Source organism: Bacillus sp. 17RED48, assembly GCF_019837545.1.
GTDB classification, from domain to species: Bacteria; Bacillota; Bacilli; order Bacillales; family Bacillaceae_G; genus Bacillus_A; species Bacillus_A wiedmannii.
This window is the reverse complement of sequence record NZ_JADAXG010000002.1, coordinates 730,397-752,807: the sequence shown is the minus strand read 5'-3', so window position 1 is coordinate 752,807 and position 22,411 is coordinate 730,397. Positions and strand designations below refer to the sequence as shown.

At 36.4% G+C, this 22,411-nt stretch carries 22 protein-coding genes and 1 pseudogene; 15 read left to right on the top strand and 8 right to left on the bottom strand.

The features are described from left to right. Nucleotides 1-18: 18 nt before the first annotated feature. Both katB and ILT06_RS10595 read left to right on the top strand, forming a co-directional pair. Complete coding sequence (gene katB / locus ILT06_RS10600) at nt 19-1,485, top strand: catalase KatB (RefSeq protein WP_064476830.1); 1,467 nt, start codon at nt 19-21, stop codon at nt 1,483-1,485. Nucleotides 1,486-1,545: 60 nt separating this feature from the next. After that, nucleotides 1,546-1,785, top strand: coding sequence for a hypothetical protein (locus ILT06_RS10595; protein ID WP_261784489.1), 240 nt, complete (start codon nt 1,546-1,548; stop codon nt 1,783-1,785). 165 nt (nt 1,786-1,950) lie between these two features. On the opposite strand, the gene ILT06_RS10590 is transcribed toward ILT06_RS10595, so the two are convergent. Beyond that, on the bottom strand, nt 1,951-3,183 hold the full coding sequence (locus tag ILT06_RS10590) for an ammonium transporter (RefSeq protein WP_088047839.1): 1,233 nt from the start codon (nt 3,181-3,183) through the stop codon (nt 1,951-1,953). A gap of 213 nt (nt 3,184-3,396) precedes the next feature. Between ILT06_RS10590 and ILT06_RS10585 the strand changes: the two genes are divergently transcribed. The 3 genes and pseudogenes from ILT06_RS10585 (at nt 3,397) to ILT06_RS10575 (ending at nt 7,367) form a co-directional block, all read left to right on the top strand. Further along, nucleotides 3,397-4,710 carry an alpha-amylase family glycosyl hydrolase gene (locus tag ILT06_RS10585; protein WP_088047837.1) on the top strand — a complete coding sequence of 438 codons (1,314 nt, stop codon included), beginning with the start codon at nt 3,397-3,399 and terminating at the stop codon, nt 4,708-4,710. Between the two features lie 213 nt (nt 4,711-4,923). Continuing rightward, nucleotides 4,924-6,035 (top strand): annotated as a pseudogene (locus ILT06_RS10580) (RNA-guided endonuclease TnpB family protein). 447 nt (nt 6,036-6,482) lie between these two features. Further along, a complete protein-coding gene (locus tag ILT06_RS10575; protein ID WP_088048320.1) occupies nt 6,483-7,367 on the top strand; it encodes a helix-turn-helix domain-containing protein in 885 nt (294 codons plus the stop codon). Between the two features lie 861 nt (nt 7,368-8,228). Here ILT06_RS10575 and ILT06_RS10570 read toward each other — a convergent pair. Further along, the gene (locus ILT06_RS10570) at nt 8,229-8,720 is read right to left on the bottom strand and encodes a YajQ family cyclic di-GMP-binding protein (protein WP_222655039.1); all 492 of its coding nucleotides are present in this window, start codon (nt 8,718-8,720) and stop codon (nt 8,229-8,231) included. Nucleotides 8,721-8,957: 237 nt separating this feature from the next. On the opposite strand from ILT06_RS10570, the gene ILT06_RS10565 reads away from it, so the two are divergent. Further along, nucleotides 8,958-9,812 carry a CvfB family protein gene (locus ILT06_RS10565; protein WP_222655038.1) on the top strand — a complete coding sequence of 285 codons (855 nt, stop codon included), beginning with the start codon at nt 8,958-8,960 and terminating at the stop codon, nt 9,810-9,812. Nucleotides 9,813-9,864: 52 nt separating this feature from the next. Here ILT06_RS10565 and prsA read toward each other — a convergent pair whose 3' ends face one another. Both prsA and ILT06_RS10555 read right to left on the bottom strand, forming a co-directional pair. Next, nucleotides 9,865-10,722, bottom strand: coding sequence for a peptidylprolyl isomerase PrsA (gene prsA, locus ILT06_RS10560; RefSeq protein WP_064476824.1), 858 nt, complete (start codon nt 10,720-10,722; stop codon nt 9,865-9,867). A 130-nt stretch (nt 10,723-10,852) separates the two neighbouring features. Further along, nucleotides 10,853-10,984 (bottom strand): DUF3941 domain-containing protein, encoded by a 132-nt coding sequence (locus ILT06_RS10555; protein WP_001120851.1) that lies wholly within the window; start codon nt 10,982-10,984, stop codon nt 10,853-10,855. 100 nt (nt 10,985-11,084) lie between these two features. Here ILT06_RS10555 and ILT06_RS10550 point away from each other — a divergent pair, with 100 nt between their 5' ends. Next, on the top strand, nt 11,085-11,942 hold the full coding sequence (locus ILT06_RS10550) for a YitT family protein (RefSeq protein WP_064476823.1): 858 nt from the start codon (nt 11,085-11,087) through the stop codon (nt 11,940-11,942). A gap of 25 nt (nt 11,943-11,967) precedes the next feature. Here ILT06_RS10550 and ILT06_RS10545 read toward each other — a convergent pair whose 3' ends face one another. From ILT06_RS10545 to ILT06_RS10535, 3 genes are all read right to left on the bottom strand, one after another. Beyond that, entirely contained in the window at nt 11,968-12,165 is a 198-nt protein-coding gene (locus ILT06_RS10545; RefSeq protein ID WP_000527398.1) for a DUF3813 domain-containing protein, read from the bottom strand. After that, nucleotides 12,166-12,306: a hypothetical protein gene (locus ILT06_RS10540; protein ID WP_000516816.1), complete on the bottom strand. Its 141-nt coding sequence runs from the start codon at nt 12,304-12,306 to the stop codon at nt 12,166-12,168. A 105-nt stretch (nt 12,307-12,411) separates the two neighbouring features. Continuing rightward, a complete protein-coding gene (locus ILT06_RS10535; protein ID WP_071721617.1) occupies nt 12,412-13,221 on the bottom strand; it encodes a Cof-type HAD-IIB family hydrolase in 810 nt (269 codons plus the stop codon). A 491-nt stretch (nt 13,222-13,712) separates the two neighbouring features. On the opposite strand from ILT06_RS10535, the gene ILT06_RS10530 reads away from it, so the two are divergent. Next, on the top strand, nt 13,713-13,892 hold the full coding sequence (locus tag ILT06_RS10530) for a YjzC family protein (protein ID WP_000531420.1): 180 nt from the start codon (nt 13,713-13,715) through the stop codon (nt 13,890-13,892). A 211-nt stretch (nt 13,893-14,103) separates the two neighbouring features. Further along, nucleotides 14,104-16,704, top strand: a complete 2,601-nt coding sequence (clpB, locus tag ILT06_RS10525) for an ATP-dependent chaperone ClpB (RefSeq protein ID WP_098103609.1) — start codon at nt 14,104-14,106, stop codon at nt 16,702-16,704. Nucleotides 16,705-16,741: 37 nt separating this feature from the next. Here clpB and ILT06_RS10520 read toward each other — a convergent pair whose 3' ends face one another. After that, nucleotides 16,742-16,924 (bottom strand): YjzD family protein, encoded by a 183-nt coding sequence (locus ILT06_RS10520; protein ID WP_001211113.1) that lies wholly within the window; start codon nt 16,922-16,924, stop codon nt 16,742-16,744. 156 nt (nt 16,925-17,080) lie between these two features. Between ILT06_RS10520 and ILT06_RS10515 the strand changes: the two genes are divergently transcribed. The 6 genes from ILT06_RS10515 to ILT06_RS10490 all read left to right on the top strand — a co-directional run bounded on the left by ILT06_RS10515 (nt 17,081) and on the right by ILT06_RS10490 (nt 22,276). Beyond that, the gene (locus tag ILT06_RS10515) at nt 17,081-17,815 is read left to right on the top strand and encodes a lipase family protein (protein WP_064476820.1); all 735 of its coding nucleotides are present in this window, start codon (nt 17,081-17,083) and stop codon (nt 17,813-17,815) included. A gap of 29 nt (nt 17,816-17,844) precedes the next feature. Beyond that, nucleotides 17,845-18,717, top strand: a complete 873-nt coding sequence (locus tag ILT06_RS10510; RefSeq protein ID WP_141556093.1) for an NAD-dependent epimerase/dehydratase family protein — start codon at nt 17,845-17,847, stop codon at nt 18,715-18,717. Nucleotides 18,718-18,770: 53 nt separating this feature from the next. Next, complete coding sequence (locus ILT06_RS10505; protein WP_001986215.1) at nt 18,771-18,947, top strand: ComZ family protein; 177 nt, start codon at nt 18,771-18,773, stop codon at nt 18,945-18,947. A 231-nt stretch (nt 18,948-19,178) separates the two neighbouring features. Beyond that, nucleotides 19,179-20,111 carry a beta-ketoacyl-ACP synthase III gene (gene fabH, locus ILT06_RS10500; protein ID WP_001100551.1) on the top strand — a complete coding sequence of 311 codons (933 nt, stop codon included), beginning with the start codon at nt 19,179-19,181 and terminating at the stop codon, nt 20,109-20,111. A 31-nt stretch (nt 20,112-20,142) separates the two neighbouring features. Beyond that, the gene (gene fabF, locus ILT06_RS10495) at nt 20,143-21,381 is read left to right on the top strand and encodes a beta-ketoacyl-ACP synthase II (protein ID WP_000412643.1); all 1,239 of its coding nucleotides are present in this window, start codon (nt 20,143-20,145) and stop codon (nt 21,379-21,381) included. Between the two features lie 106 nt (nt 21,382-21,487). After that, nucleotides 21,488-22,276: a DUF2268 domain-containing putative Zn-dependent protease gene (locus ILT06_RS10490; RefSeq protein ID WP_064476818.1), complete on the top strand. Its 789-nt coding sequence runs from the start codon at nt 21,488-21,490 to the stop codon at nt 22,274-22,276. The last annotated feature ends 135 nt before the right edge of the window (nt 22,277-22,411 follow it).

Sequence of the window (22,411 nt, the reverse complement as noted above, 5' to 3'; positions counted from 1 at the left end):
AGAGGAGGATCCCCCTAGATGAATCCAAATAATCGCTTAACAACAAACCAAGGTGCTCCAGTTGGAGACAACCAAAATTCTCGTACAGCAGGTCGCCGTGGACCGGTATTATTAGAAGACTATCATTTAGTAGAAAAACTGGCTCACTTTGATCGTGAACGTATTCCAGAGCGTGTTGTGCATGCACGTGGTGCAGGTGCTCACGGTGTATTCGTAACGAAAAACAGCATGAAGCAATATACGAAAGCAGCATTTTTACAAAATGAAGGAACTGAAACGCCTGTATTTGTTCGTTTCTCAACGGTTATTCATGGTCAAGGTTCTCCGGAAACAGCTCGTGATCCACGTGGGTTCGCTGTTAAATTTTATACAGAGGAAGGAAATTACGATATCGTAGGGAACCATCTACCGGTCTTTTTCATTCGTGATGCAATTAAATTCCCTGATATGGTGCATTCTTTAAAACCAGCACCTGATACAAATGTTCAAACACCAGATCGTTACTGGGACTTCATGACGTTAAGTCCGGAATCTACACATATGATGACGTGGGTATTTTCTGATTACGGTACACCAGCAAGCTATCGCGAAATGGAAGGTTTCGGTGTCCATTCATTTAAATGGATTAATGCAGAAGGTAAAATCGTCTATATTAAATATCACTGGAAACCACAGCAAAGTGTACGTAACTTAAGTGCAAAAGAAGTGCAAGAAGTACAAGGAAAAGACTTCAACCATGCAACTCGTGACTTGTTCGATGCAATCGAAAAAGGAAACTATCCGAAGTGGGATTTACACGTACAAGTGATGCAACTAGAGGAAACGGATTCTTTAGATTTCGATCCATTAGATCCGACGAAAGTATGGCCAGAAGATCGCTTCCCGTTAATGGAAGTAGGGACGATGACGTTAAATCGTAACCCGAAAAACTTCTTCGCAGAAGTAGAACAAGTGGCATTTTCTCCAAGTGCAACTGTAAATGGTATTGAACCATCTGAAGATAAATTATTACAAGGTCGTTTATTCTCTTATCCAGATACACAGCGTTACCGTCTTGGTGCGAACTACTTACAAATTCCTGTAAACTGCCCGTACGCAGCTGTTCATAACCAACAACGTGATGGTGCGATGCAAATAAATCAAAATCCATCTACAATTAACTACGAACCGAGCCGTCATACTGAAAATCCAGTTGAAGACCCGACTTACCGCGATTCAACTATGAAAGTAGAAGGTTATGTATCTCGTGAAAAAATTGACAAACCAAATGATTTCAAACAAGCAGGTGAGCGTTATCGTTCATTCTCTAAAGAAGAGCAAGACAATTTAATTGCAAACTTAACAAATGACTTAAAAGACGTAAATGAGCGCACGAAATTACTAGCTATTTGTAACTTCTTCCGTGCAGATCACGATTACGGAATGCGTTTAGCACAATCTTTAAATGTTGATATTACGCAATATGTGGGAAATGCTCCGAAATAAATAGGAAAAGACGACTGTTAAGCGGTCGTCTTTTTATTTGTAGTGTTTGCTATTATAAAAATGTTTATAGCGATTGGGAAACAAGGTGATGAGCGCGCTGCGTTTATAAAAAATAAAGCGATGGCTGAGACGTTTCAAATTGCGATGGGGCTAATGGTACTTGAGGTGATTCCTTTTATTTATCATCGTTTTAATGCAACGGTAGGAATACTGTTTAATCCAGTTCGCTTTTTAGCTGTAATAGCGATTGCGTTTCTTATTATATTAAGTTTGAATAAAAGTAAGTATGGTGTTTCGTAAGTTATACCGGAATATTCTTCAGTTTCGTCATGTCGGAATTTATTGGTAAATCGATATATTTAAAAAATCGTCGATATATTCACTGGAATACTAGGTGGGGTATCTAACGCTGACAAGTACAATAAAAAGAGATGCAATCTACTACTAATAGACTGCATCTCTTTTTTAGTTCACCCGCTCAGTGTACTCGTAAGCTTTCTCTCCGTGCATCGAAATATCAAGTCCCATATGTTCTTCGTGTTCATCTACCCGAACAGGGAGGAAGAAGTTAATTATTTTAATAATGGCATACGTCATGATGATCGTGAATGCATATGTTGCGCCGATTGCTACCAGTTGTTTGAACAGTAAAGCGGCGTTTCCGTAAAATAATCCGTTCGCGCCATCACTGTTTACAGCAGTAGTTGCAAATAGTCCTGTTGCAATACCGCCCCAAGTTCCGCCGATACCGTGGCATCCGAATGCATCAAGTGTATCGTCGTATCCGCATTTCATTTTTAAGAAGAAGACTGCGCCGAAGCATAATACGCCGCCAATTGCTCCGATAAGAAGAGCGGAGAAAGGTGTAACGAACCCGCAAGCTGGTGTAATAGCGACTAGACCGGAAACTACACCACAAGCAGCTCCCATCGCAGTCGGTTTTGATTGGAAGAACCATTCTGAAAGCATCCAAGTTAATGCAGAGGCAGCAGCGGCTATATTTGTATTAATAAATGCAGTTAAAGCTACGTCGTTTAAAGATAATGCACTTCCGACGTTAAAACCGAACCAGCCGAACCATAGTAAGCCTGCGCCTAACATTGTGAATGGTAAATGGTGAGGAGAAGTACCGTTTATATTTTTTCGTTTTCCAAGAAAAATGGCTAATACAAGGCCGGCCACGCCAGATGTAATATGAACGACGTTACCACCAGCGAAGTCTAACGCGCCAAGTTCTCTTAGCCATCCACCAACGCTCCATACCCAATGAGCGACAGGATTGTAAACGATTGTTGTCCATAGAAGGATGAAAATAAGGAAAGCAGAAAATCGCATTCTTTCGGCGAATGCACCTGAAATTAAAGCGGGAGTTAAAATAGCGAACATGAGTTGGAACATCATAAATAAATTGTGAGGAATAGTAGATGAGTAGTCTGGATTTGGTGCGTAGGTAACGCCGTTTAAACCGAACCAATCGAGTGTACCGATAAGTCCGTGCCAGTCTGGTCCGAATGATAAAGAATAGCCGATCACAATCCACTGAATCGAAACGATAGCCATTGCGCTATAGCTATGCATTGTCGTACTGAGTACGTTTTTACTGCGAACCATGCCCCCGTAAAAAAGTGCCAATCCTGGTGTCATTAACATGACCATTACTGTCGTTACAAACATAAAAACCGTATCCCCCATATTCATTCTCTCTCCTCCTATAATGTTAGAAATAATAACATCAACTTGTTATGTTTCATATCATATTCGAAATGAAATGAAAAATCAACTAAAAATTCAGAAAAATTTATACTTCATGTTAGGAAATCTAACATGAAGTATTTTGAGGAGAAAGAAATCAACATATGCGATTTGTTCGGAAAATTGGTATAATATTCTTACAATTAAAAAACATGGGGGATGCGTGTGGGAAAAATACGGACTAGGAAACTATTCATTTGTTTTTGTTTAGCTGTCGTCTTATTTGTACCAATACATACGTTTGCAGACGAAAAAAGAGAGTGGAGAGACGAAGTTATATATTCCATTATGATTGATCGCTTTAATAATGGAGAACCGAAAAATGACAAGCAGTTAGAAGTTGGTAATTTAGAAGGATATCAGGGCGGAGATATAAGAGGGACTATAAAAAGACTGGATTACATAAAAGAAATGGGCTTTACCGCTGTTATGCTTTCTCCACTTTTTGAAAGTGGAAAGTACGATGGGTTAGACGTGCACAATTTTCAAAAGGTAAATGAACATTTTGGAACAGAAAATGATGTGAAAGAATTTGTACAAGAAGCGCACGCAAAAGGAATAAAAGTTGTACTTCAATTTCCGCTTGGAGAAAACGAACAACAAGTCATTGACGCGATGAAATGGTGGATCAAAGAAGTTGATTTAGATGGAAGCTATGTGATGCATAGTGAAAAAATGTCGCGTTCTTTCTGGGATGACGTGCAAAAAGATATGCAAGCGATAAAGAAAGATTTTCGTATTATGACAGAGGAAGATAGTGAATATAACGAAAAAATAGTAGAATCTTTTTCTAAAGTGGATGTATCGGTGAAACCTTTATATGATGTGAGTAAAAAAGAAGGGGAATCCGTTACATTTTTAGATAATCAAGATACAAAAAGGTTTGCCCGTATTGCAAAAGAGAATATGAATTATCCGCCATCTCGTTTGAAACTAGCTCTTACATATTTATTAACAGCACCAGGCATTCCGAATTTTTATTACGGGACTGAAATTGCATTAGATGGAGGAGATACACCGGATAATAGACGATTAATGGATTTCAAATCAGATGAGAAATTTATGCAACACATAACGAAACTCGGTGAACTGAGACAAACGAGACCGTCTTTACGACGCGGTACGTTTGAGCTTTTGTATGATAAAGATGGAATGAGTGTACTAAAACGAAAGTATAAAGATGAAGTGACAGTAGTAGCGATTAATAATACGAAAGAAACACAAAAAGTTGCTTTACCTGTAAGTGTGATTGGTGAAAAACAAGAGTTAAAAGGATTGTTAGAAGATGAAATTATAAGAGAAGAAAAAGGAAAGTTTTATCTCGTTCTAAAGCGCGAAGAATCAAATGTGTATAAAGTTAATGGAGAAACAGGTGTGAATTGGTTATTTATCTCTTTAATCGTCGGTGTGAACGTATTGTTTATTGCGTTTTTAACATATATCCGAAAGAAGTCTCCTTCCTCAGGCGCGTGAAAGACGATAGTCTAGCGGCAGGTGGGAGATGAATTTCGGTTTGGCGTAGCCAAACATTTGGTTTTCCTATTTATTTTGCCTCTGATATAATCAGTCTTATAAGAGGGGGATTTTGGTATAACAATGAAAGTAGATAATAATCTTGTAGTGTTCAGGTTGTGTGATCACCGTCATAGCTTATGGAAAATGAAGCGGAAAATGAGGTGAATGGATATGCCAAAGCAGAATAAGGCGTATAAATTTCGTCTGTACCCAACAGAAGAACAAGCACATCTCATACGAAAAACATTCGGGTGTGTACGTTTTGTGTATAACAAAATGCTGGCTGAACGAATAGAAGTATATGAAAAATATAAAGAGGACAAGGAAGAACTAAAGAAAAAAAAATCCCTACTCCTGCAAAATATAAGACAGAATATGAATGGTTGAAAGAAGTTGATTCATTGGCATTGGCCAACGCGCAATTAAACTTGCAAACTGCGTATAAGAATTTTTTTAGTGGTCAAAGTGATTTTCCTACATTCAAAAGTAAAAAGAGTAGAAAATCCTATACAACGAATCGAGTAAACGGAAATATTATGTTATTTCATGGTTATATCAAATTACCAAAGTTGAAAATGGTGAAACTGAAGCAACATAGAGAAATCCCGCCAAACCATATCATCAAATCGTGTACGATTTCGATGACACCTACTGGTAAATACTATGTGTCCATCTTGACTGAATATGAAAAAGAGATTGTACAAAAAGAAGTACAAACTGTAGTTGGATTAGACTTCGCAATGGCTGAATTGTATGTGAGTAGCGAAGATGAGAAAGCCAATTATCCTCGCTTTTATCGTCAGATGTTAGAGAAATTAGCGAAGGCACAACGAGTATTAGCAAGACGTGTGAAAGGTTCAGAGCGCTGGAAGAAACAACGCATTCATGTAGCGAAATTGCATGAAAAGGTCGCCAATCAACGTAAAAATTTTCTTCATCATAAGTCTAAAGAATTAGCTACGAGTTTTGACGTTGTAGCAATCGAAGACTTACATATGAAAGGAATGTCACGAGCATTTAGATTTGGTAAGAGTGTAGCGGACAACGGTTGGAGGATGTTCACGACATTTTTAGCATATAAGCTACAAGAACAAGGGAAACAGCTTGTAAAAATAGATAAATGGTTTCCTTCTACAAAGATGTGTAGTAATTGTGGAAATAAAAAAGAAATGCCATTATGTGAACGCATGTATGCGTGTTTGTGTGGACTCACAATTGGCCGTGATTATAATGCAGCAATCAATATCAAAAAGGAAGCCATTCGCTTATTAGTGTTGGCATAAATAGTAACAAAATAACCTTTGGAACAAGGGAGTTAGCTCGGCTGTCCTAGGACAAATTCGTTAGCTATCAAAAGTAGCGATGAACCGAGAAGCCCCCCCACTCGGGGTAAGCTCGTAAGAGGTATTAAGTGGTGGGTAGTTCACTTGCGGTTAAAAAGAGACGGAAATGAGTCGCGTTGTTCTTTAGTAGCTCGTCTTCAGTTTAAGGTAAGGCGTTGCTTTTAAGGAGTATGAAAAGGCCTCTAATGAGAGGTATTCCCAGGCTAGGGAGAAAACTTTCTCCCTAGCCTGTTTTTGTGTGGAGTGCTATCGCCTTGAAATGCAGCTGAGCAAAGAAGTGAAAAGACCTATAGAACAAACAACAATTGCAACTATACTAATTTTACATTACATTAAAGGGTGAAAAATATTCTGATACTCATTGAGAGCTATATTTGAGGAGGAAAAATGGAATTTTACGATTTGGGTATTACCATTAAAGAACTTAGAATGAAAAAAAATATATCACAATCCGAATTATGTCATGGAATATGTTCACAAAGTCAAATTAGCAAGATCGAAAAAGGTGTGATTTATCCATCTAGCATATTGTTATATCAATTATCAGAAAGACTTGGTATTGATCCAAATAATATATTTGCACTAACTCAAAACAAAAAATTTAAATATATAGAAAATGTAAAATGCGTAATGAAGGATTGCATAAGACAACATCAATATAAAGAGCTTTATGAAATAGTAACAAAAGAAAAAAACTTAAATAATTTTCGAATAAAAGAAGATAAACAATTTCTAATATGGCATGAAGCAATTGCTATATATCGTGTGAATAACTCAATAAAAACGGCTTTAACTCTTTTAAATAATGCATTAAAAATAACTGTAACGAATATTGATTTTTTAACAGAGAGAGAAATAGATATTATGCAGACAATGGCTATATTTCATGCAGAAAATAAAGAATATAAAGAGAGTATTAATATATTAAAAAGATGTTTAAATAATTTTAATAAGCTAGATTTTCCTAGAGATAAAGAAATTAAATTAAAAATCATTTATAATTTAGCAAAATGTTTAAGTTACACATATCAATACGAAGAAGCAAAAAAATACATTGATAAGGGTATCAAATTAGCTATTAATCTAAATACTTTATACTTATTGGGTGAACTATACTATGAAAAAGGTTCGAATTTATTAAAGCTTAAACAATCTAATAAAGAAAAAGTTGCTAATAACATGAAAAAAGCGTTATTTATATTTGAATTAACAAAAAACGAAAAAAAATTACAAATAATTAAAGAAGAATATTTCGAAAAACATAATTGCTAAATAAATACTTATAGTACAATAAAACCCACAGGAAAAGTTCCCGTAGGTTTTACACTTATAAACCTCTTAATATTTTTTATAAACTTGATTCTAAAATATTATTACTTAATATGAATTTTTGAATGAAAGTTTACTTAACGTACTTTTTATTTTGAAATCTGCATCCTTATTAACACCTTATACTTCTTTTCCTTCCATATTACAATTAAGATGGTTCAAGTAAGAGGAAGGCAACTTAAAGTGTTTTTTTATGACCTTTATCATCAACTATTTAGTGCTTCTTTAAATTATTACATAACATAGGTTTTTTGTACCAAGCTTTGTGAATGCAATTAGATTTATCCTTTAGTGTAGTCATATTATTAGAACATCCTTTAATATTTAGAGAGAATATAGCCAATAAAAAACATATTATTAATTTCTTCAAATAACCACTTCTAACTCTTTTATAATTAACTTTTTTTCACAAAATAAGATCCCTTATTAATTTTACATTACATTGAAGGGTGGAAAATATTCTTATACTCATAAATTGTTACGCTTGATTAGGGAGAGAGATTTTGGTTTATGGAGGTAGTTGTGGTGACTTTGGTTTGGGATTCAATTGATAAGGAAAGTGATTCAAGTTGAAGGGAAACGTCCTAAGAAGTCTTTTCCTTATTTTTAAAAGGGCATGCTCAATTCCATGTATAAAAAAATTCTACAATGAGACCTAGTCTAACTACGCGGTCACCTGTAAGGTATTCGTATGAATAGACTCTGTTCGCTCAGTAATTTTCACCGCAAATACCCTCTTGTCCTTGTCATATTGTTCCTATATGACAAAAAGAAAAACTCCTCTAATTAGAGGAGTTTTTCTTTTTAGCGGTAGTTAATAAATTGTACGTCAATCGGTAAGTCAGCGCTGCGAACTGCTGCGATAACTGCTTGTAAGTCATCACGGCTTTTCGCTGTAACACGTACTTGGTCATCTTGTACTTGTGTTTTTACTTTTAATTTCATTTCTTTAATGATGTTGTTAATTTTTTTCGCGTTATCTTTATCGATACCTTGTTGAAGTGTTGCGCGTTGGCGAACAGTGTTACCAGTCGCTGCTTCAACTTTTCCGTAATCCAAGTTTTTAATTGGAACGTTACGTTTTACAAGTTTAGCAATTAGAACGTCTTTTACTTGGTCTAATTTGAACTCATCGTCAGAAGTTAAAACTAGTACTTCTTTTTCTAATTTAATATCACTTTTACTTCCTTTAAAGTCATATCGGTTTTGGATTTCCTTTAATGCGATGTTAATTACGTTTGTTACTTCAGGTAATTCTACTTTCGAAACGATGTCAAAAGAACTCTCTTTTGCCATAGTTAGCACCTCCAAATAAATTTCTAATCTTTTTATGTACTGTACATACTAAAGTATAGCTGAAAACGAGTCTGGACTTAAGTGTTTTCATACTTATATTTATGTAACCTCATTTTATTATAGTGAATTTTGGGCAGTTGGACAAATAAAGGAAAAATCGTGTTATAATTAACTTTTGTTTGGAATGATAAAAATATAAAAAGTTAATTTTATATATATAGAAGGGAATTAAAAAATATGTATTTACAATTAGGAGCGATTGAACAGGTAACTGTTTTACGCGAAACGGAAATCGGATATATGGTTGGGAATGAAGAAGAAGAAATTTTCCTACATAAAAACGAATTAGTTGGGGAAATTGAAGAAGGCGATACGATTGATGTATTCTTATACCTTGATCATCAAAATCGTATTTCAGCAACAATGAAGGAGCCACTTATTACAACTTTTGATTGGAACTGGGTAAAAGTTGTAGAAGTTATCCCTAGTTTAGGTGTGTTTGTTGATATTGGTGTATCAAAAGATATACTAATCCCAGCTGACGAGTTCCCAATTTATATGCCAGTATGGCCTGAAGTTGGAGACGAATTATATTGCACGTTAAAATTAACGAATCGTGATCGACTTATCGCTCTTCCGGCAAGAGACAGTGATATGCAAGAGATTATCGTAGATGCGACACCATCTATGCGTAATAAAAACGTAAATGGACGTGTGTATCGTTCACTTCAAGTTGGTTCATTCATACTAACTGATGAGCATTTCCGTGCTTTCTTACACCATACTGAAAGAAAAGAACAAGTCCGCATCGGTGAACGTGTAACGGGCCGTATTATTGACGTGAAAGATGACGGTACAATTAACATTTCACTTCTTCCTCGTAAAGAAGAAGGAATGGAAGATGATGCTGCTGTAATTTATGCATATATGGAAGAACGAGGCGGAGCAATGCCGTTTTGGGATAAGAGCCACCCAGAAGACATTAAAGAACGCTTCAACATGAGTAAAGCTGCATTTAAGCGCGCGCTTGGTAAGTTGATGAAAGAAGAAAAGATTTATCAAGAAGAAGGTTGGACGTATTTTAAGAAGTAAATTAAATAAAAAGCACCGCCTTATTTTGCTGTAAAAATAAGGCGGTGCTTTTTTAATTCTCTTGCTCATGCGCAAGAGTAAACGTATCTTTCAAGTCACTATCATTTATTTTAATATTTGCCTTTTTTAATTCTTTTTGTAGTAATTTGTGACTAAATGTAGGATCGGCAATACGTTCTTCTTCTAAGTTTTTACGAATAGAGTCTTTCACTTCATCATAGGGCTTTAACTCTTTTTTATCAGTTAATTTAATAATATGATAACCGTTTGTTGATTTAACGGGATTGCTAATTTGTCCGACTTTTAGTTTATAGGCCGCTGTTTCAAATTCAGGCGCCATTCTGCCTGAATTGAAGTATCCAAGGTCTCCGTCTTTTTCTTTTGATAGTAGATCTTGCGATTCTTGTTTTGCTAGTTCTTCAAATGAAGCACCAGCATCTAATTTTTTTTTTATTTCTTTCGCTTCATTTTCGTCACTTACTAAAATGTGACTCGCTTTAATTTCTGGTTTATAGTGATCTTTCACGTCTTTTTCTGTAACACTTTTCTTAATCGCTTCATTCATAGCAAGTTTGAACTTAATTTGATTTTTGAAATCAGCTTCATCTTTTAAACGATTGTTTTCTAGTACTGCTGTGAATTGATCTCCGTATTGATTTTTCGCTTTTTGTACTTCTTTATCTACATCATCGTCAGATACTTTATATTTTTTCGTGATAACGTCTTGTGCCATCATTTCGTATAGCATGTCTTTTCCGTAACGATCTTTCAACTGTTTTTCGAAGTCGCTCTTCGTAATGGTTGAGTCTGTTGCCGTAGCGACTGTAGCTGAGCTATTTTTTTGTCCGCAAGCAGCTAGCATTAATATACTTATTAGTGCAGTAATAATGAAAATGTGTTTCCCTCTCATGCCAACACCTCATCCGAATATGTTATCGCTATTGTAGAATATAGAAGTGAACATGAAGTGAATTTTTAATGTTTTTTCCTGTGAAATGTAAAAAAAAGTACATCAACAATACTGTTGATGTACGATGGAATCAAAGGTGATCGGTCTTTTTAGAATAGGCACGTTTCCCTTGCTGAATATTTTTTTGTTCTTGCTCATTTTTTTGCGTACGCTTTGCGTTATTATCGCGTGCCTTTTTGTCGTTATCACTCGTATGTGGCATATGTATCAACTCCATTTCTAAACGTTGTACGTTTATCATTTCCTTTTTCGTAAAGACTATGTATAGCAGTGCATTCATGAATAATAAAGGTGGATTAGAAATGGATTTGAAGTTGAATTATACCGAACTTATAAAGAAGTTAATCGTTGTAATCGTCGCTGGTTTGTTAAACGCGATTGGAATGAATTTATTTTTAACGCCAGCGAAAGTGTACGCGAGTGGCTTTGCGGGATTATCTCAATTGTTATCACAAATATTAGGTGACTTTTTATCTATTCACATATCAACGGGGGTGTTGTTTAGTTTGTTTAATATTCCCGTCGTTATTTTAGCGTGGAAAAAGGTTGGAAAGGCCTTTACTTTCTTTAGTTTTCTTTGCGTTATATTTATGACTTTGTTTCTAGAAATTATCCCGGTTAGGGCGGTTTCGAACGATATCATATTGAATGCGATTTTTGGCGGGATTATTTCAGCGATTGGAGTAGGAATTGCGTTGAAGTGGGGGGCTTCTACAGGTGGTTTAGATATTATCGCCATGATTTTATCAAAGATTAAAGACAAGCCTGTCGGTACGTACTTTTTCTTCTTTAATGCACTGATCATTATCGCCGCTGGCTATGTGTATGGATGGGAAAAAGCATTATATACTTTGGTGACTTTGTATGTTTCAACTCGAATTATCGATGCGATTCATACGCGGCATGTGAAGATTACAGCATTAATCGTTACGAAGAATGGGACAGATGTACGAAAGGCGATTCATTCACGCTTAGTGAGGGGGATTACAACTATCCCAGCAACAGGTGCTTATACAAATGAAAATAAGGAAATGTTAATGATTGTTATTACTCGTTATGAACTGTATGAATTAGAGAGGGTTATTAAACAAGTGGACCCAGGTGCATTTACAAACGTACTGCAAACGGTCGGGGTGTTTGGATTATTTCGAAAAGATTAAAGAGGACCAAAGCTGGTCCTCTTTTTTAATGTAAATTCGTAATGTTTTGCAACTGCTCTTGCATTTCGCGTAGCTGAACTTTTTCAGCTGTTGAAGAGTTTGCATAAGCAGAGTGCAAAGCATTTTTTGCCCTATATACGAGATCTTGTTGCTCAGTACCGCTTGAACAAGATACGGCATTTGCAACGGCATCTCTAGCTTGTTGGAATAGTAAGTTCCCCATTTAAACCCCTCCAAAAGAAGAGTTACTTCTCGCTTTTTCTGCCTCAGCTAATGTACCTCTGTACGGGAATCTTGCATCATGCTTCATAACAGCATCGGCTCCTTGTTGGATAAAACGTTTTGATTTGTTCTTTTTACCCATTCGAAAAACCCCCTTTATTTAGCTGAAAACAATCGACGCGCTGACTTTTGCGTCTAATAATAGTATGAGCGTTTGGCGAGAAACTATAAGCAGGGAATTTTTAGATTATAATCCAAGAACCTCTTCTAAATATAGCGCAATACCATCTTCTTCATTCGTTAATGTCGTATGATTTGCGAGTGATTTTAATTCAGGAATTGCATTACCCATTGCGATGCCATGACCAGCAAATTCAATCATTTCAAAATCGTTATCTTCATCACCGAAAGCGATAATTCGTTCTTGTGGAATGTTGTAATGACTAGAAATTTTTTGTAATCCGACAGCTTTATTTAACCCGCTTTTCACAATTTCAATAATTGGCCAAGGTGCGCCCCATTTTCTATGGTCGATTACTTCAGCGTGCATATCAGTTAAATGTTGACGAATTGCACTAGAATGCTCATCATGTGCGTCAATTAATAAGCAAGTTGGATGATCGTTTAAAGTATTTAATAAGTCTCCTGTAAAAATCTTTGGAGAACCGAATTCGAAAATATGTTTTTTATCTTCATCAATTTCACGAACATACACATCATCCATTACTTCAGCGTATATATTTTTCACGCCAAAATCAAAGCAAGCTCGGACAATTTCTTGGGCTGTTGCTAGCTCAAGGGGAGAGTGATGTGTTCCCCACTTTGAATCAAGAGGATGATGTACGTAAGCGCCGTTAAAGTTTACGATTGGTGTATTCAGACCAAGTTCTTTATAGTAATCAAAACTAGCACGGAATGGACGCCCTGTTGAAATAACGACAATATGTCCTTGTTCCTTTGCTTTTGCAATTGTATGTTTCGTTCGAGTGGAAATTATTTTGTTGTCTGTCAATAAAGTGCCGTCTAAGTCTAATGCGATTAAATGCTGTTTATTCATAATTTCACCTCTTATAATAATTTTTTTGTTTCTATCTGTATTTCCGTTTTTAATATGCAGAAATAAGAGGTTAAACTGGGTGAGAACACCAAAGATGGAAAGTTCACTATATATCCATCTTACGTCGCAAAGTGCTACGGTGTCTACTATTTCTCGCTGGAAATTAGGGAAAGTCAACATCTTTTTAGAAAGTTCAAACAATGTTTCTTTCATTATGTACAAATTGTGAAAAGGGTTACATTGCTCGTATGATGAGGCTTATAATGAACATGTAATCTTCTCGTATATGTTTGACTCTCCTTTGAAGCTGGCCTATAGTAGGTTGGTTTCTTTTTTTCTACAAATAGGAAAGAAATCCCTTCCTAAGCTTGTGTCATTCATGTATATGTACAAGAACGAAATGTAGTACTTGTTTCCTAAACATGACAGAAAAGCTTTCTTTTAAAATGGATATACTAATGAGGCAAAGACGTCATGGAAGGAGAATGGAAATGGGACAAAATCGCAGGTTTCGTTCTGGACAAAAAGCGCCAAACGATGGTATTTACGTAGAAATTGGTGAAACAGGAAGTATGGTAAAAGATCCGCAAATGGTGAAATTAACTGCTGGTGAAAAGTTTCCAGATAACGCGAATCATAACCGTCAGTGGACATATAAAAGAAAACCGTAACAGAAGCCGCAATCATTATTGCGGCTTTTTTGTCGTTACAAATTATAATTTCATTTACCGTATATTTTTCAACTGTATAATGAATGTTCCTTTTTTCTTTTTCCAATAATAAGTTTGAAAATACATAAGCAAAATTATTGTATAAAAAAGTCAGTTGGCGTATAATCAAATCAAAGGTCAAAGAAAGTCAAACATTTGGAGGACTGTAAAGATGGACTTAAATCAAATGACAACAAAAACACAAGAGGCGATTATGAGTGCTCAATCTTTAGCGGTATCTCATCATCATCAAGAAGTAGATACTGTTCATCTCTTGTTTACATTATTAGAAGAGCAAGATGGGTTAGCAGTACGTATTTTTCAAAAAATGAATGTCGATATAGAAGCGTTAAAGCAAGGCGCTGAAAGTTTAATTAAGAAAAAACCTTCTGTAACGGGAAGCGGTGCAGAAGCAGGGAAATTATATATAACAGGTGCTCTGCAACAACTACTTGTAAGAGCAGGAAAAGAAGCAGAGAAATTGCAGGATGACTACATTTCAGTTGAACATGTACTGCTTGCTTTTTCTGAAGAAAAAGGCGATATAAATCAATTACTTACAAGATTTCATATTACGAAAGATAACTTATTACAGTCTTTAATGACAGTTCGGGGGAATCAAAGAGTGACTAGTCAAAATCCAGAAGCAACTTATGAAGCGTTAGAAAAATATGGTCGTGATTTAGTGGCGGAAGTGAGAGCAGGGAAAATTGATCCTGTTATCGGTCGAGATAGTGAGATTCGACGTGTAATCCGCATTCTTTCACGTAAAACGAAAAACAACCCGGTTTTAATTGGTGAACCCGGTGTTGGTAAAACAGCAATCGTTGAAGGATTAGCACAGCGTATTGTGAAGAAGGATGTACCAGAAGGATTAAAAGATAGAACAATCTTCGCATTAGATATGAGTGCGCTTGTAGCTGGAGCGAAATTCCGTGGTGAGTTTGAAGAGCGTCTGCAAGCTGTATTAAATGAGATTAAAAAGAGCGAAGGACGCATTTTATTATTCATTGATGAACTTCACACAATCGTCGGCGCTGGTAAAACAGAAGGTGCGATGGACGCAGGAAATATGTTAAAACCGATGCTTGCGCGTGGTGAACTGCATTGTATCGGGGCGACAACGTTAGATGAGTATCGTAAATATATTGAGAAAGATCCAGCGCTAGAAAGACGTTTCCAACAAGTATTAGCAGAAGAACCAACTGTTGAAGATACAATTTCGATTTTACGTGGTTTAAAAGAGCGTTTTGAAATTTATCACGGTGTAAATATTCATGACCGCGCGATTGTAGCAGCATCCGTTTTATCAGATCGATATATTTCGGATCGTTTCTTACCAGATAAAGCGATCGATCTTGTTGACGAAGCGTGCGCAACGATTCGAACAGAAATTGATTCTATGCCAACAGAATTAGATGAAGTAACGCGTCGTATTATGCAGCTAGAAATTGAAGAAGCGGCTCTTGGAAAAGAGAAGGACTTTGGTAGCCAAGAACGCCTGAAAACGTTGCAACGTGAATTATCGGATTTAAAAGAAGTTGCAAGTGGTATGAGAGCGAAATGGGAGAAAGAAAAAGAAGACATTCATAAAGTGCGTGACTTACGTGAACATTTGGAGCGTCTGCGCCGTGAGTTAGAAGAAGCAGAAGGAAATTACGATTTAAATAAAGCAGCAGAACTTCGTCACGGGAAAATTCCAGCTATCGAAAAAGAATTAAAAGAAGTAGAAGAAATGGGCGCACATAATAAACAGGAAAATCGTTTATTACGTGAGGAAGTAAGTGAAGAAGAGATTGCGGATATTGTTTCACGATGGACTGGTATTCCTGTCGCAAAACTCGTTGAAGGGGAACGCGAGAAATTACTACGCTTAGAGCAAATTTTATCAGAGCGTGTTATCGGTCAAGAAGAAGCGGTAAGCCTTGTATCAGACGCAGTTCTTCGTGCGCGCGCTGGTATTAAAGATCCGAATCGTCCAATTGGTTCATTTATTTTCTTAGGACCGACAGGTGTTGGTAAAACTGAGCTTGCAAAAACATTAGCACAAACGTTATTTGACAGTGAAGAGCAAATGATTCGTATCGACATGTCTGAGTATATGGAGAAACACGCTGTGTCACGCTTAATTGGTGCGCCTCCTGGATATGTTGGATATGAAGAGGGCGGTCAATTAACAGAAGCGGTAAGACGTAAACCGTATTCAGTTATTTTGTTAGATGAAATCGAAAAAGCACATCCAGAAGTATTCAACATTTTATTACAAATGTTAGATGATGGACGCATTACAGATTCTCAAGGACGTACAGTAGACTTTAAAAACACGGTTATTATTATGACTTCAAATATAGGATCTGCTCATTTGTTAGATGGATTAGAAGCAGATGGCTCCATTAAAGAGGAATCAAGAGAACTTGTAATGGGGCAATTAAGAGGACATTTCCGACCAGAGTTTTTAAACCGTGTCGATGAAATTATTTTATTCAAACCTCTTACAACGAATGAAATTAAAGGTATTGTTGATAAAATTGTAAAAGAATTACAAGGTCGTTTAGCTGACCGTCATATTACGGTAGAATTAACAGACGCAGCGAGAGAGTTTGTTGTAGAAGCTGGCTTTGATCCGATGTACGGAGCTCGTCCATTAAAACGATATGTACAGCGTCAAGTTGAGACGAAATTAGCACGAGAATTAATTGCAGGAACGATTACTGATAACAGTCACGTAGTTGTTGATGTAGAAAATAACGAATTAGTCGTTCATGTAAAGTAAAATAAAAAAGAGTTCGGATAAAATCCGGACTCTTTTTTTAGTGTTGTTCTACTGGCTCGTTTGGAATTGTAGCTGAAATTGCTAGTACTAATACCGCAAGAACAACTGAGAAAATAGACGCTTGGTTAAAATCGTATGTACCGCCAGTCATAGAGCCGATTACGTAGCTCATCATATGTACAAGCGCGAACGACCAAATTAATGCCCAAATGAAACGCATATTTTACACCTCTATTCGTTCAATCTGTCCTTATTGTAACACAATTGAAAAAAGAATATAGAAAAATATTTGTAGATTTTTCAACGCAAATTTGCATTCCGTTCATACATTATAGAAGAGTACTTTTATACGTTTAGAAAATAAGGCGGGGGAAAAATGAGTATTACGGAACGTTTTTTTTATTTAGAAAAAGAACCATGTGTCATTTATTTACCGGAGAAGCCAAATGGGTTTTCTGTTATGCTTCTCGGTGATTACAACTACTTTATTGAGAATGGTACAAGTTTATGGACACAGCATGCAGGAAGGTCTTATTTTTTACATGGCCTTATTGCGGAAGGCTATACGGTCTTTTCCTCTAATTTATATGGAAGACATTGGGGAAACGACCAATCTATTCGTCTAGCAAAACGCTTATATGACGTTGTTTTGAGAAAAGAGACATTAAATGCGAAAATGCACATTATGGCAGATGGTATGGGTGCACTTGTAGCACTTGAAATGATGAACAAATACCCTGAATGTATACGCTCTGTCATTATGTTAAATCCTTGTTTAGATTTACCAGAATATGTGGAGTTTGAAAAAGAGCATAAGTTTTTTTACAAAAGATTAGTGAAGGAGTTAAGTTTGGCGTATGATTCCAAAGAAGAAGAATTAGAATCTAAAATAAATAAGAAATCATTTACGCTTCTTCCGTCTTGTGTACCTGTTAAAGTTTTCGTATCAACACAAGAAAAAAGAGGAAGAAAACAGTTGTTACGTAAATATGAGAAAATGAGGCAATTCAATCAATGCGATACTTCTGTCTTATTCCATCTGCAAGATGTGAAATATAAAATGGTTAGGCAAACGACTGATTTCTTTAAAAAATATGAAGAAGAATTGTGAAGCTCCCATATACATAAATGAGGAGCTATTTGTTTCAAGGAGAAAGGGTTGGTGGTATGGAGCGCGTGCTAATTATTGGTGCACTTACGTTTGTAGGTTATCACCTTGTGAATAAAATGATTGCAGAAGAAGTAGAAGTGTACGGTCTTGATTTTGATGAATTCGAGAACATGACAAAAATTAATGAAGAGAAGTTATTGTTGATTGGACGAAATGCGTTATTTACGTATTATTCGATAAGAGATGAAGATGGATGGAGATCAGTAGAAGGAGAGAAGTTCGATACGGTTTACTTTTGCTTGTATGAGCCAAATCAACAAAGTGGCTTTCGGAATGAAAGAGTTATATTACAGTATTTAAAGCGGATTATAAGACTGTGTGCAGAACAGAAAGTAAAGTTAAATCTAATTTCTTCTATTGAAGTAGGAAACGCAGATGAATCTGAAAGTAAACGTTTATTTTCGAAAGTGGAAGAAGGATTGAAAAAAGGAGAGGCACCATATAGTGTATTTCGAGTTCCTACATTATATGGGCCATGGCAACCATCTTTTATGATGTATCATCAGCTCATTTTATCAGAACTGGATGAGAAAGAGTGCTATTATGCGAGTGAGGAAAATGGAAGTGATCTATTGTACGTGGAAGATGTATGTGAATACTTATGGGAAAATGGAATGAACGAGGAGCATCTCGGCATATACAATTTACTTAGTGGTAAAAAGTCATTATGGAAAAAAGGTATGAACCTTTTACGTGCAGCGGATAAAGTGCATAAAAAGAGCGAGGAAGAAAGAGATGATACTGTCGAGGTTATTTCGATAAAAAGAAATACTCCGTTAGAATACGGTCTAAATAAACAATTGGCACATATGAAAAAATATAAAGAGTTATACGAAGGATAGCGAGCGTGTTACACTATGTATGTGAAAGTTTTAATGGAGAGGAAGAACATAATATGAATGAGAAAAGCATGCAATTTTTACAAATCGCAATGAAGCATTTACCAGAAGCAAAGGCCATTTTAGATGATAATGGAATTGCGCTTGATATGGAGAAAGCACAACCAGTATTAGAGTTATTGATGAAAGTTATGAACGAAGCATATGAGCTTGGGAAAGCAGATAAAGAATAAAACCTTCTTTTTTGGAAGGGAAGAGAGGCTCGAACCGCGGATAGAAGCGGTTCGGGCCTTTTTATATTTCAAAAGAAACAGGAAAGGTATGTTTCTGTTTCTTTTAATAAACAATAAAGTGAATAATGCTGGATTTATGTTTGAGCTGAAATATATTCTAGACAAAAATACATTTATGTTTTAAAATTAGTACCAAGTCATAATAATTGATATAAAACGGAGGGCTGCGATGTGAACGTGGGCATTTTAGGAATCGGAAGATATGTGCCAGAAAAAGTAGTCACAAATCACGATTTAGAGAAAATCGTAGATACATCTGATGAATGGATTCGTACGAGAACGGGAATTGCAGAAAGACGCATTGCCGATGATACAATAGATACTTCATATATGGCGGTAGAGGCTTCTAAAAAAGCACTTGAAGATGCCGGGATTAGCGGAGAGGATATCGATCTGATTTTAGTGGCAACAGTAACACCAGATCGGGCATTCCCAGCAGTAGCTTGTGTCATTCAAGAGGCCATTGGCGCAAAACACGCAGCCGCAATGGATTTAAGTGCAGCGTGTGCTGGTTTTATGTACGGAATGATTACAGCGCAGCAATTTATTCAAACGGGAACTTATAAAAATGTATTAGTAGTTGGTAGTGATAAACTATCTAAAATTGTAGACTGGAATGATCGAAATACAGCAGTACTATTTGGAGATGGAGCCGGTGCTATCGTAATGGGGGCTGTTTCAGAAGGAAGAGGCGTTCTATCTTTCGAATTAGGAGCAGACGGAAGTGGCGGTAAGCATCTTTATCAAGACGAGTATGTTATGATGAACGGCAGAGAAGTCTTTAAATTTGCTGTTCGCCAACTTGGTGATTCCTGTCTTCGCGTGTTAGAAAAAGCGGGACTTACGAAAGAGGATGTGGATTTTTTAGTACCACATCAAGCGAATATTCGTATTATGGAATCTGCAAGAGAGAGATTAAATTTACCACAAGAAAAAATGAGTATGACAATTGAAAAGTTTGGTAATACATCAGCTTCTTCAATTCCAATTGCAATGGTAGAGGAATTGCAAAATGGACGTATTCAAGATGGTGATTTAATTATACTTGTTGGTTTCGGTGGCGGATTAACATGGGGAGCAGTTGCTCTTCGTTGGGGTAAATAAGGACTGAGAGAAAAAAAGGAGTGTATTTTGTATGGAGAAAAAGAGGGTCGTAATTACAGGACTAGGAGCTGTTACACCGATCGGAACAGATGTTGAAACAGCGTGGGAAAACATTAAAAAGGGTGTATCTGGAATCGGACGACTTACAAGAATTGATCCGGAACTATTTCCAGCAAAAGTAGCAGCAGAAATTAACGACTTTGAAGTCGAGAAATATATTGATAAAAAAGAAGCGCGCCGTATGGATCGCTTTACACAATATGCAGTAGCAGCAGCGAAAATGGCAGTTGCAGATGCAAAGCTTGAAATTACAGAAGAAAACGGACCTCGAATTGGTGTATGGATTGGTTCTGGTATTGGCGGTATGGAAACATACGAAGAACAATTTAAGATTTTTACTGAGAAAGGTCCGCGCCGCGTGAGTCCATTCTTCGTACCGATGATGATTCCAGATATGGCAGCAGGTCAAGTATCGATCGCAACAGGAGCAAAAGGAATTAACACTTGCTCTGTAACAGCTTGTGCATCTGGTGCAAACTCAATTGGTGATGCATTTAAAGCAATTCAGCGTGGTGATGCTGATGCAATGATAACAGGTGGAGCTGAAGCGCCGTTAACAAGTATGGCATTTGCAGGATTTAGTTCAGCGAAAGCATTAACATTTAATGAAGATCCAGCAACAGCTTGCCGTCCATTTGATAAAAACCGTAGCGGTTTCGTAATGGGTGAAGGTTCAGGTATTTTAATTCTTGAAGAATTAGAGCATGCATTAGCTCGTGGTGCTCACATTTATGCGGAAATCGCTGGTTACGGTGCAACTGGTGATGCATTCCATATTACAATGCCGGCTCCTGGTGGTGAAGGCGGCGTGCGTGCAATGCGTCAAGCTTTAGCAGATGCAGGTCTACAGCCAGAAGATATTGATTACATTAATGCGCACGGTACAAGTACGGATGCGAATGAAAAGTATGAAACGATGGCAATTAAAGAAACGTTCGGTGAGCATGCGTACAAAGTAGCAATTAGCTCAACGAAATCAATGACAGGTCACTTATTAGGAGCAGCTGGTGCTGTTGAAGCGATCTTCTCAATTAAATCAATTACAGACGGAGTAATCCCTCCAACAATTAACTATGAAACACCAGATCCAGAATGTGACTTAGATTACGTACCAAATAAAGCGAGACAACAAGAAGTAAATGCAGTATTAAGTAACTCACTAGGATTCGGTGGTCATAACGCAGTATTAGTATTTAAATCGTATAAATAATAGATGAAATAAGGAGTTTTTTCGTAGCATATTACGAAAAAACTCCTTATTTATTTTTACGCCTTTTTCTCCTTTTGCATATACATAAGAAAAAGGAGGGATAAAGATGGGGATTATTGAAACTGCTGAGTGGTTACATCTATATTATGGACGGCCAGAAAAGCTGTGTGAAAAGTTTACGAAGTATATCCCGTTGCCAAAAGAAAGGTTGTATCGCTTTTTAATTTCTAAAGGTATGTACCGCCCAGTTATACGAGGAGAACAAGAAGTTAAAGAGTTAGAGAAAAAGGAAGTTTGGAAAGAGTTACGTACGGAGTATGAGAAACTGAAAACCTGGTTAAACGGTCCAGATGTCCCTGTCTTTATTTTATTATCAGATTCCTATAATCGAACTGTACAAGAAGAGTATAACGGTAGGGCTGGATTATCTATGCGTCACGTTATTTTCTTATTCGTATGTGGACGGAATTCGGTGGAAGAATTAAAGGTGTTATTGGCGCATGAATATCATCACATATGCAGGTTACATCAAATTGAGACGAAAGAAACAGAATATACATTACTTGATACGATGATTATGGAAGGGCTAGCTGAGCAAGCGGTAACGGAAAGATATTCAGAAAAAAACAATGCACCGTGGACGATGTATCTTTCAAAAGAAGAGGCTATTTATTATTGGAAAAATGTTGTACATGAAAGAATAAGTATAAAACGAGGAACAAGGGAGCACGACATCTTATTAAATGGATTTCACTCTTATCCAAAGATGCTTGGCTATGCGCTTGGATTTCATATTGTTAAAGATTGTGTAACATTGGAAGGAGAAGATACACTTTCTTTATTATCTATAGATGCAAAAGAAATATTGAATAAAGCAAATACATTTCATATATAAAAAACAGGAGCTCTATTTCCTGTTTTTTTAGTATTAATAGAAGAAAAAATAATAATTAGAATATATTTCCTTAGGTGGAATAAAGTTAAGAAAAATTGAACATAATGATTGATACAAACAGTAGTGAAGTGAGGG

Bases quoted from the DNA above. Each gene is read 5' to 3' on its own strand.
- katB (WP_064476830.1), top strand. From the start codon at position 19: ATGAATCCAAATAATCGCTTAACAACAAACCAAGGTGCTCCAGTTGGA.
- ILT06_RS10595 (WP_261784489.1), top strand. From the start codon at position 1,546: ATGTTTATAGCGATTGGGAAACAAGGTGATGAGCGCGCTGCGTTTATA.
- ILT06_RS10590 (WP_088047839.1), bottom strand. From the start codon at position 3,183: ATGAATATGGGGGATACGGTTTTTATGTTTGTAACGACAGTAATGGTC.
- ILT06_RS10585 (WP_088047837.1), top strand. From the start codon at position 3,397: ATGCGTGTGGGAAAAATACGGACTAGGAAACTATTCATTTGTTTTTGT.
- ILT06_RS10575 (WP_088048320.1), top strand. From the start codon at position 6,483: ATGGAATTTTACGATTTGGGTATTACCATTAAAGAACTTAGAATGAAA.
- ILT06_RS10570 (WP_222655039.1), bottom strand. From the start codon at position 8,720: ATGGCAAAAGAGAGTTCTTTTGACATCGTTTCGAAAGTAGAATTACCT.
- ILT06_RS10565 (WP_222655038.1), top strand. From the start codon at position 8,958: ATGTATTTACAATTAGGAGCGATTGAACAGGTAACTGTTTTACGCGAA.
- prsA (WP_064476824.1), bottom strand. From the start codon at position 10,722: ATGAGAGGGAAACACATTTTCATTATTACTGCACTAATAAGTATATTA.
- ILT06_RS10555 (WP_001120851.1), bottom strand. From the start codon at position 10,984: ATGCCACATACGAGTGATAACGACAAAAAGGCACGCGATAATAACGCA.
- ILT06_RS10550 (WP_064476823.1), top strand. From the start codon at position 11,085: ATGGATTTGAAGTTGAATTATACCGAACTTATAAAGAAGTTAATCGTT.
- ILT06_RS10545 (WP_000527398.1), bottom strand. From the start codon at position 12,165: ATGGGGAACTTACTATTCCAACAAGCTAGAGATGCCGTTGCAAATGCC.
- ILT06_RS10540 (WP_000516816.1), bottom strand. From the start codon at position 12,306: ATGGGTAAAAAGAACAAATCAAAACGTTTTATCCAACAAGGAGCCGAT.
- ILT06_RS10535 (WP_071721617.1), bottom strand. From the start codon at position 13,221: ATGAATAAACAGCATTTAATCGCATTAGACTTAGACGGCACTTTATTG.
- ILT06_RS10530 (WP_000531420.1), top strand. From the start codon at position 13,713: ATGGGACAAAATCGCAGGTTTCGTTCTGGACAAAAAGCGCCAAACGAT.
- clpB (WP_098103609.1), top strand. From the start codon at position 14,104: ATGGACTTAAATCAAATGACAACAAAAACACAAGAGGCGATTATGAGT.
- ILT06_RS10520 (WP_001211113.1), bottom strand. From the start codon at position 16,924: ATGCGTTTCATTTGGGCATTAATTTGGTCGTTCGCGCTTGTACATATG.
- ILT06_RS10515 (WP_064476820.1), top strand. From the start codon at position 17,081: ATGAGTATTACGGAACGTTTTTTTTATTTAGAAAAAGAACCATGTGTC.
- ILT06_RS10505 (WP_001986215.1), top strand. From the start codon at position 18,771: ATGAATGAGAAAAGCATGCAATTTTTACAAATCGCAATGAAGCATTTA.
- fabF (WP_000412643.1), top strand. From the start codon at position 20,143: ATGGAGAAAAAGAGGGTCGTAATTACAGGACTAGGAGCTGTTACACCG.
- ILT06_RS10490 (WP_064476818.1), top strand. From the start codon at position 21,488: ATGGGGATTATTGAAACTGCTGAGTGGTTACATCTATATTATGGACGG.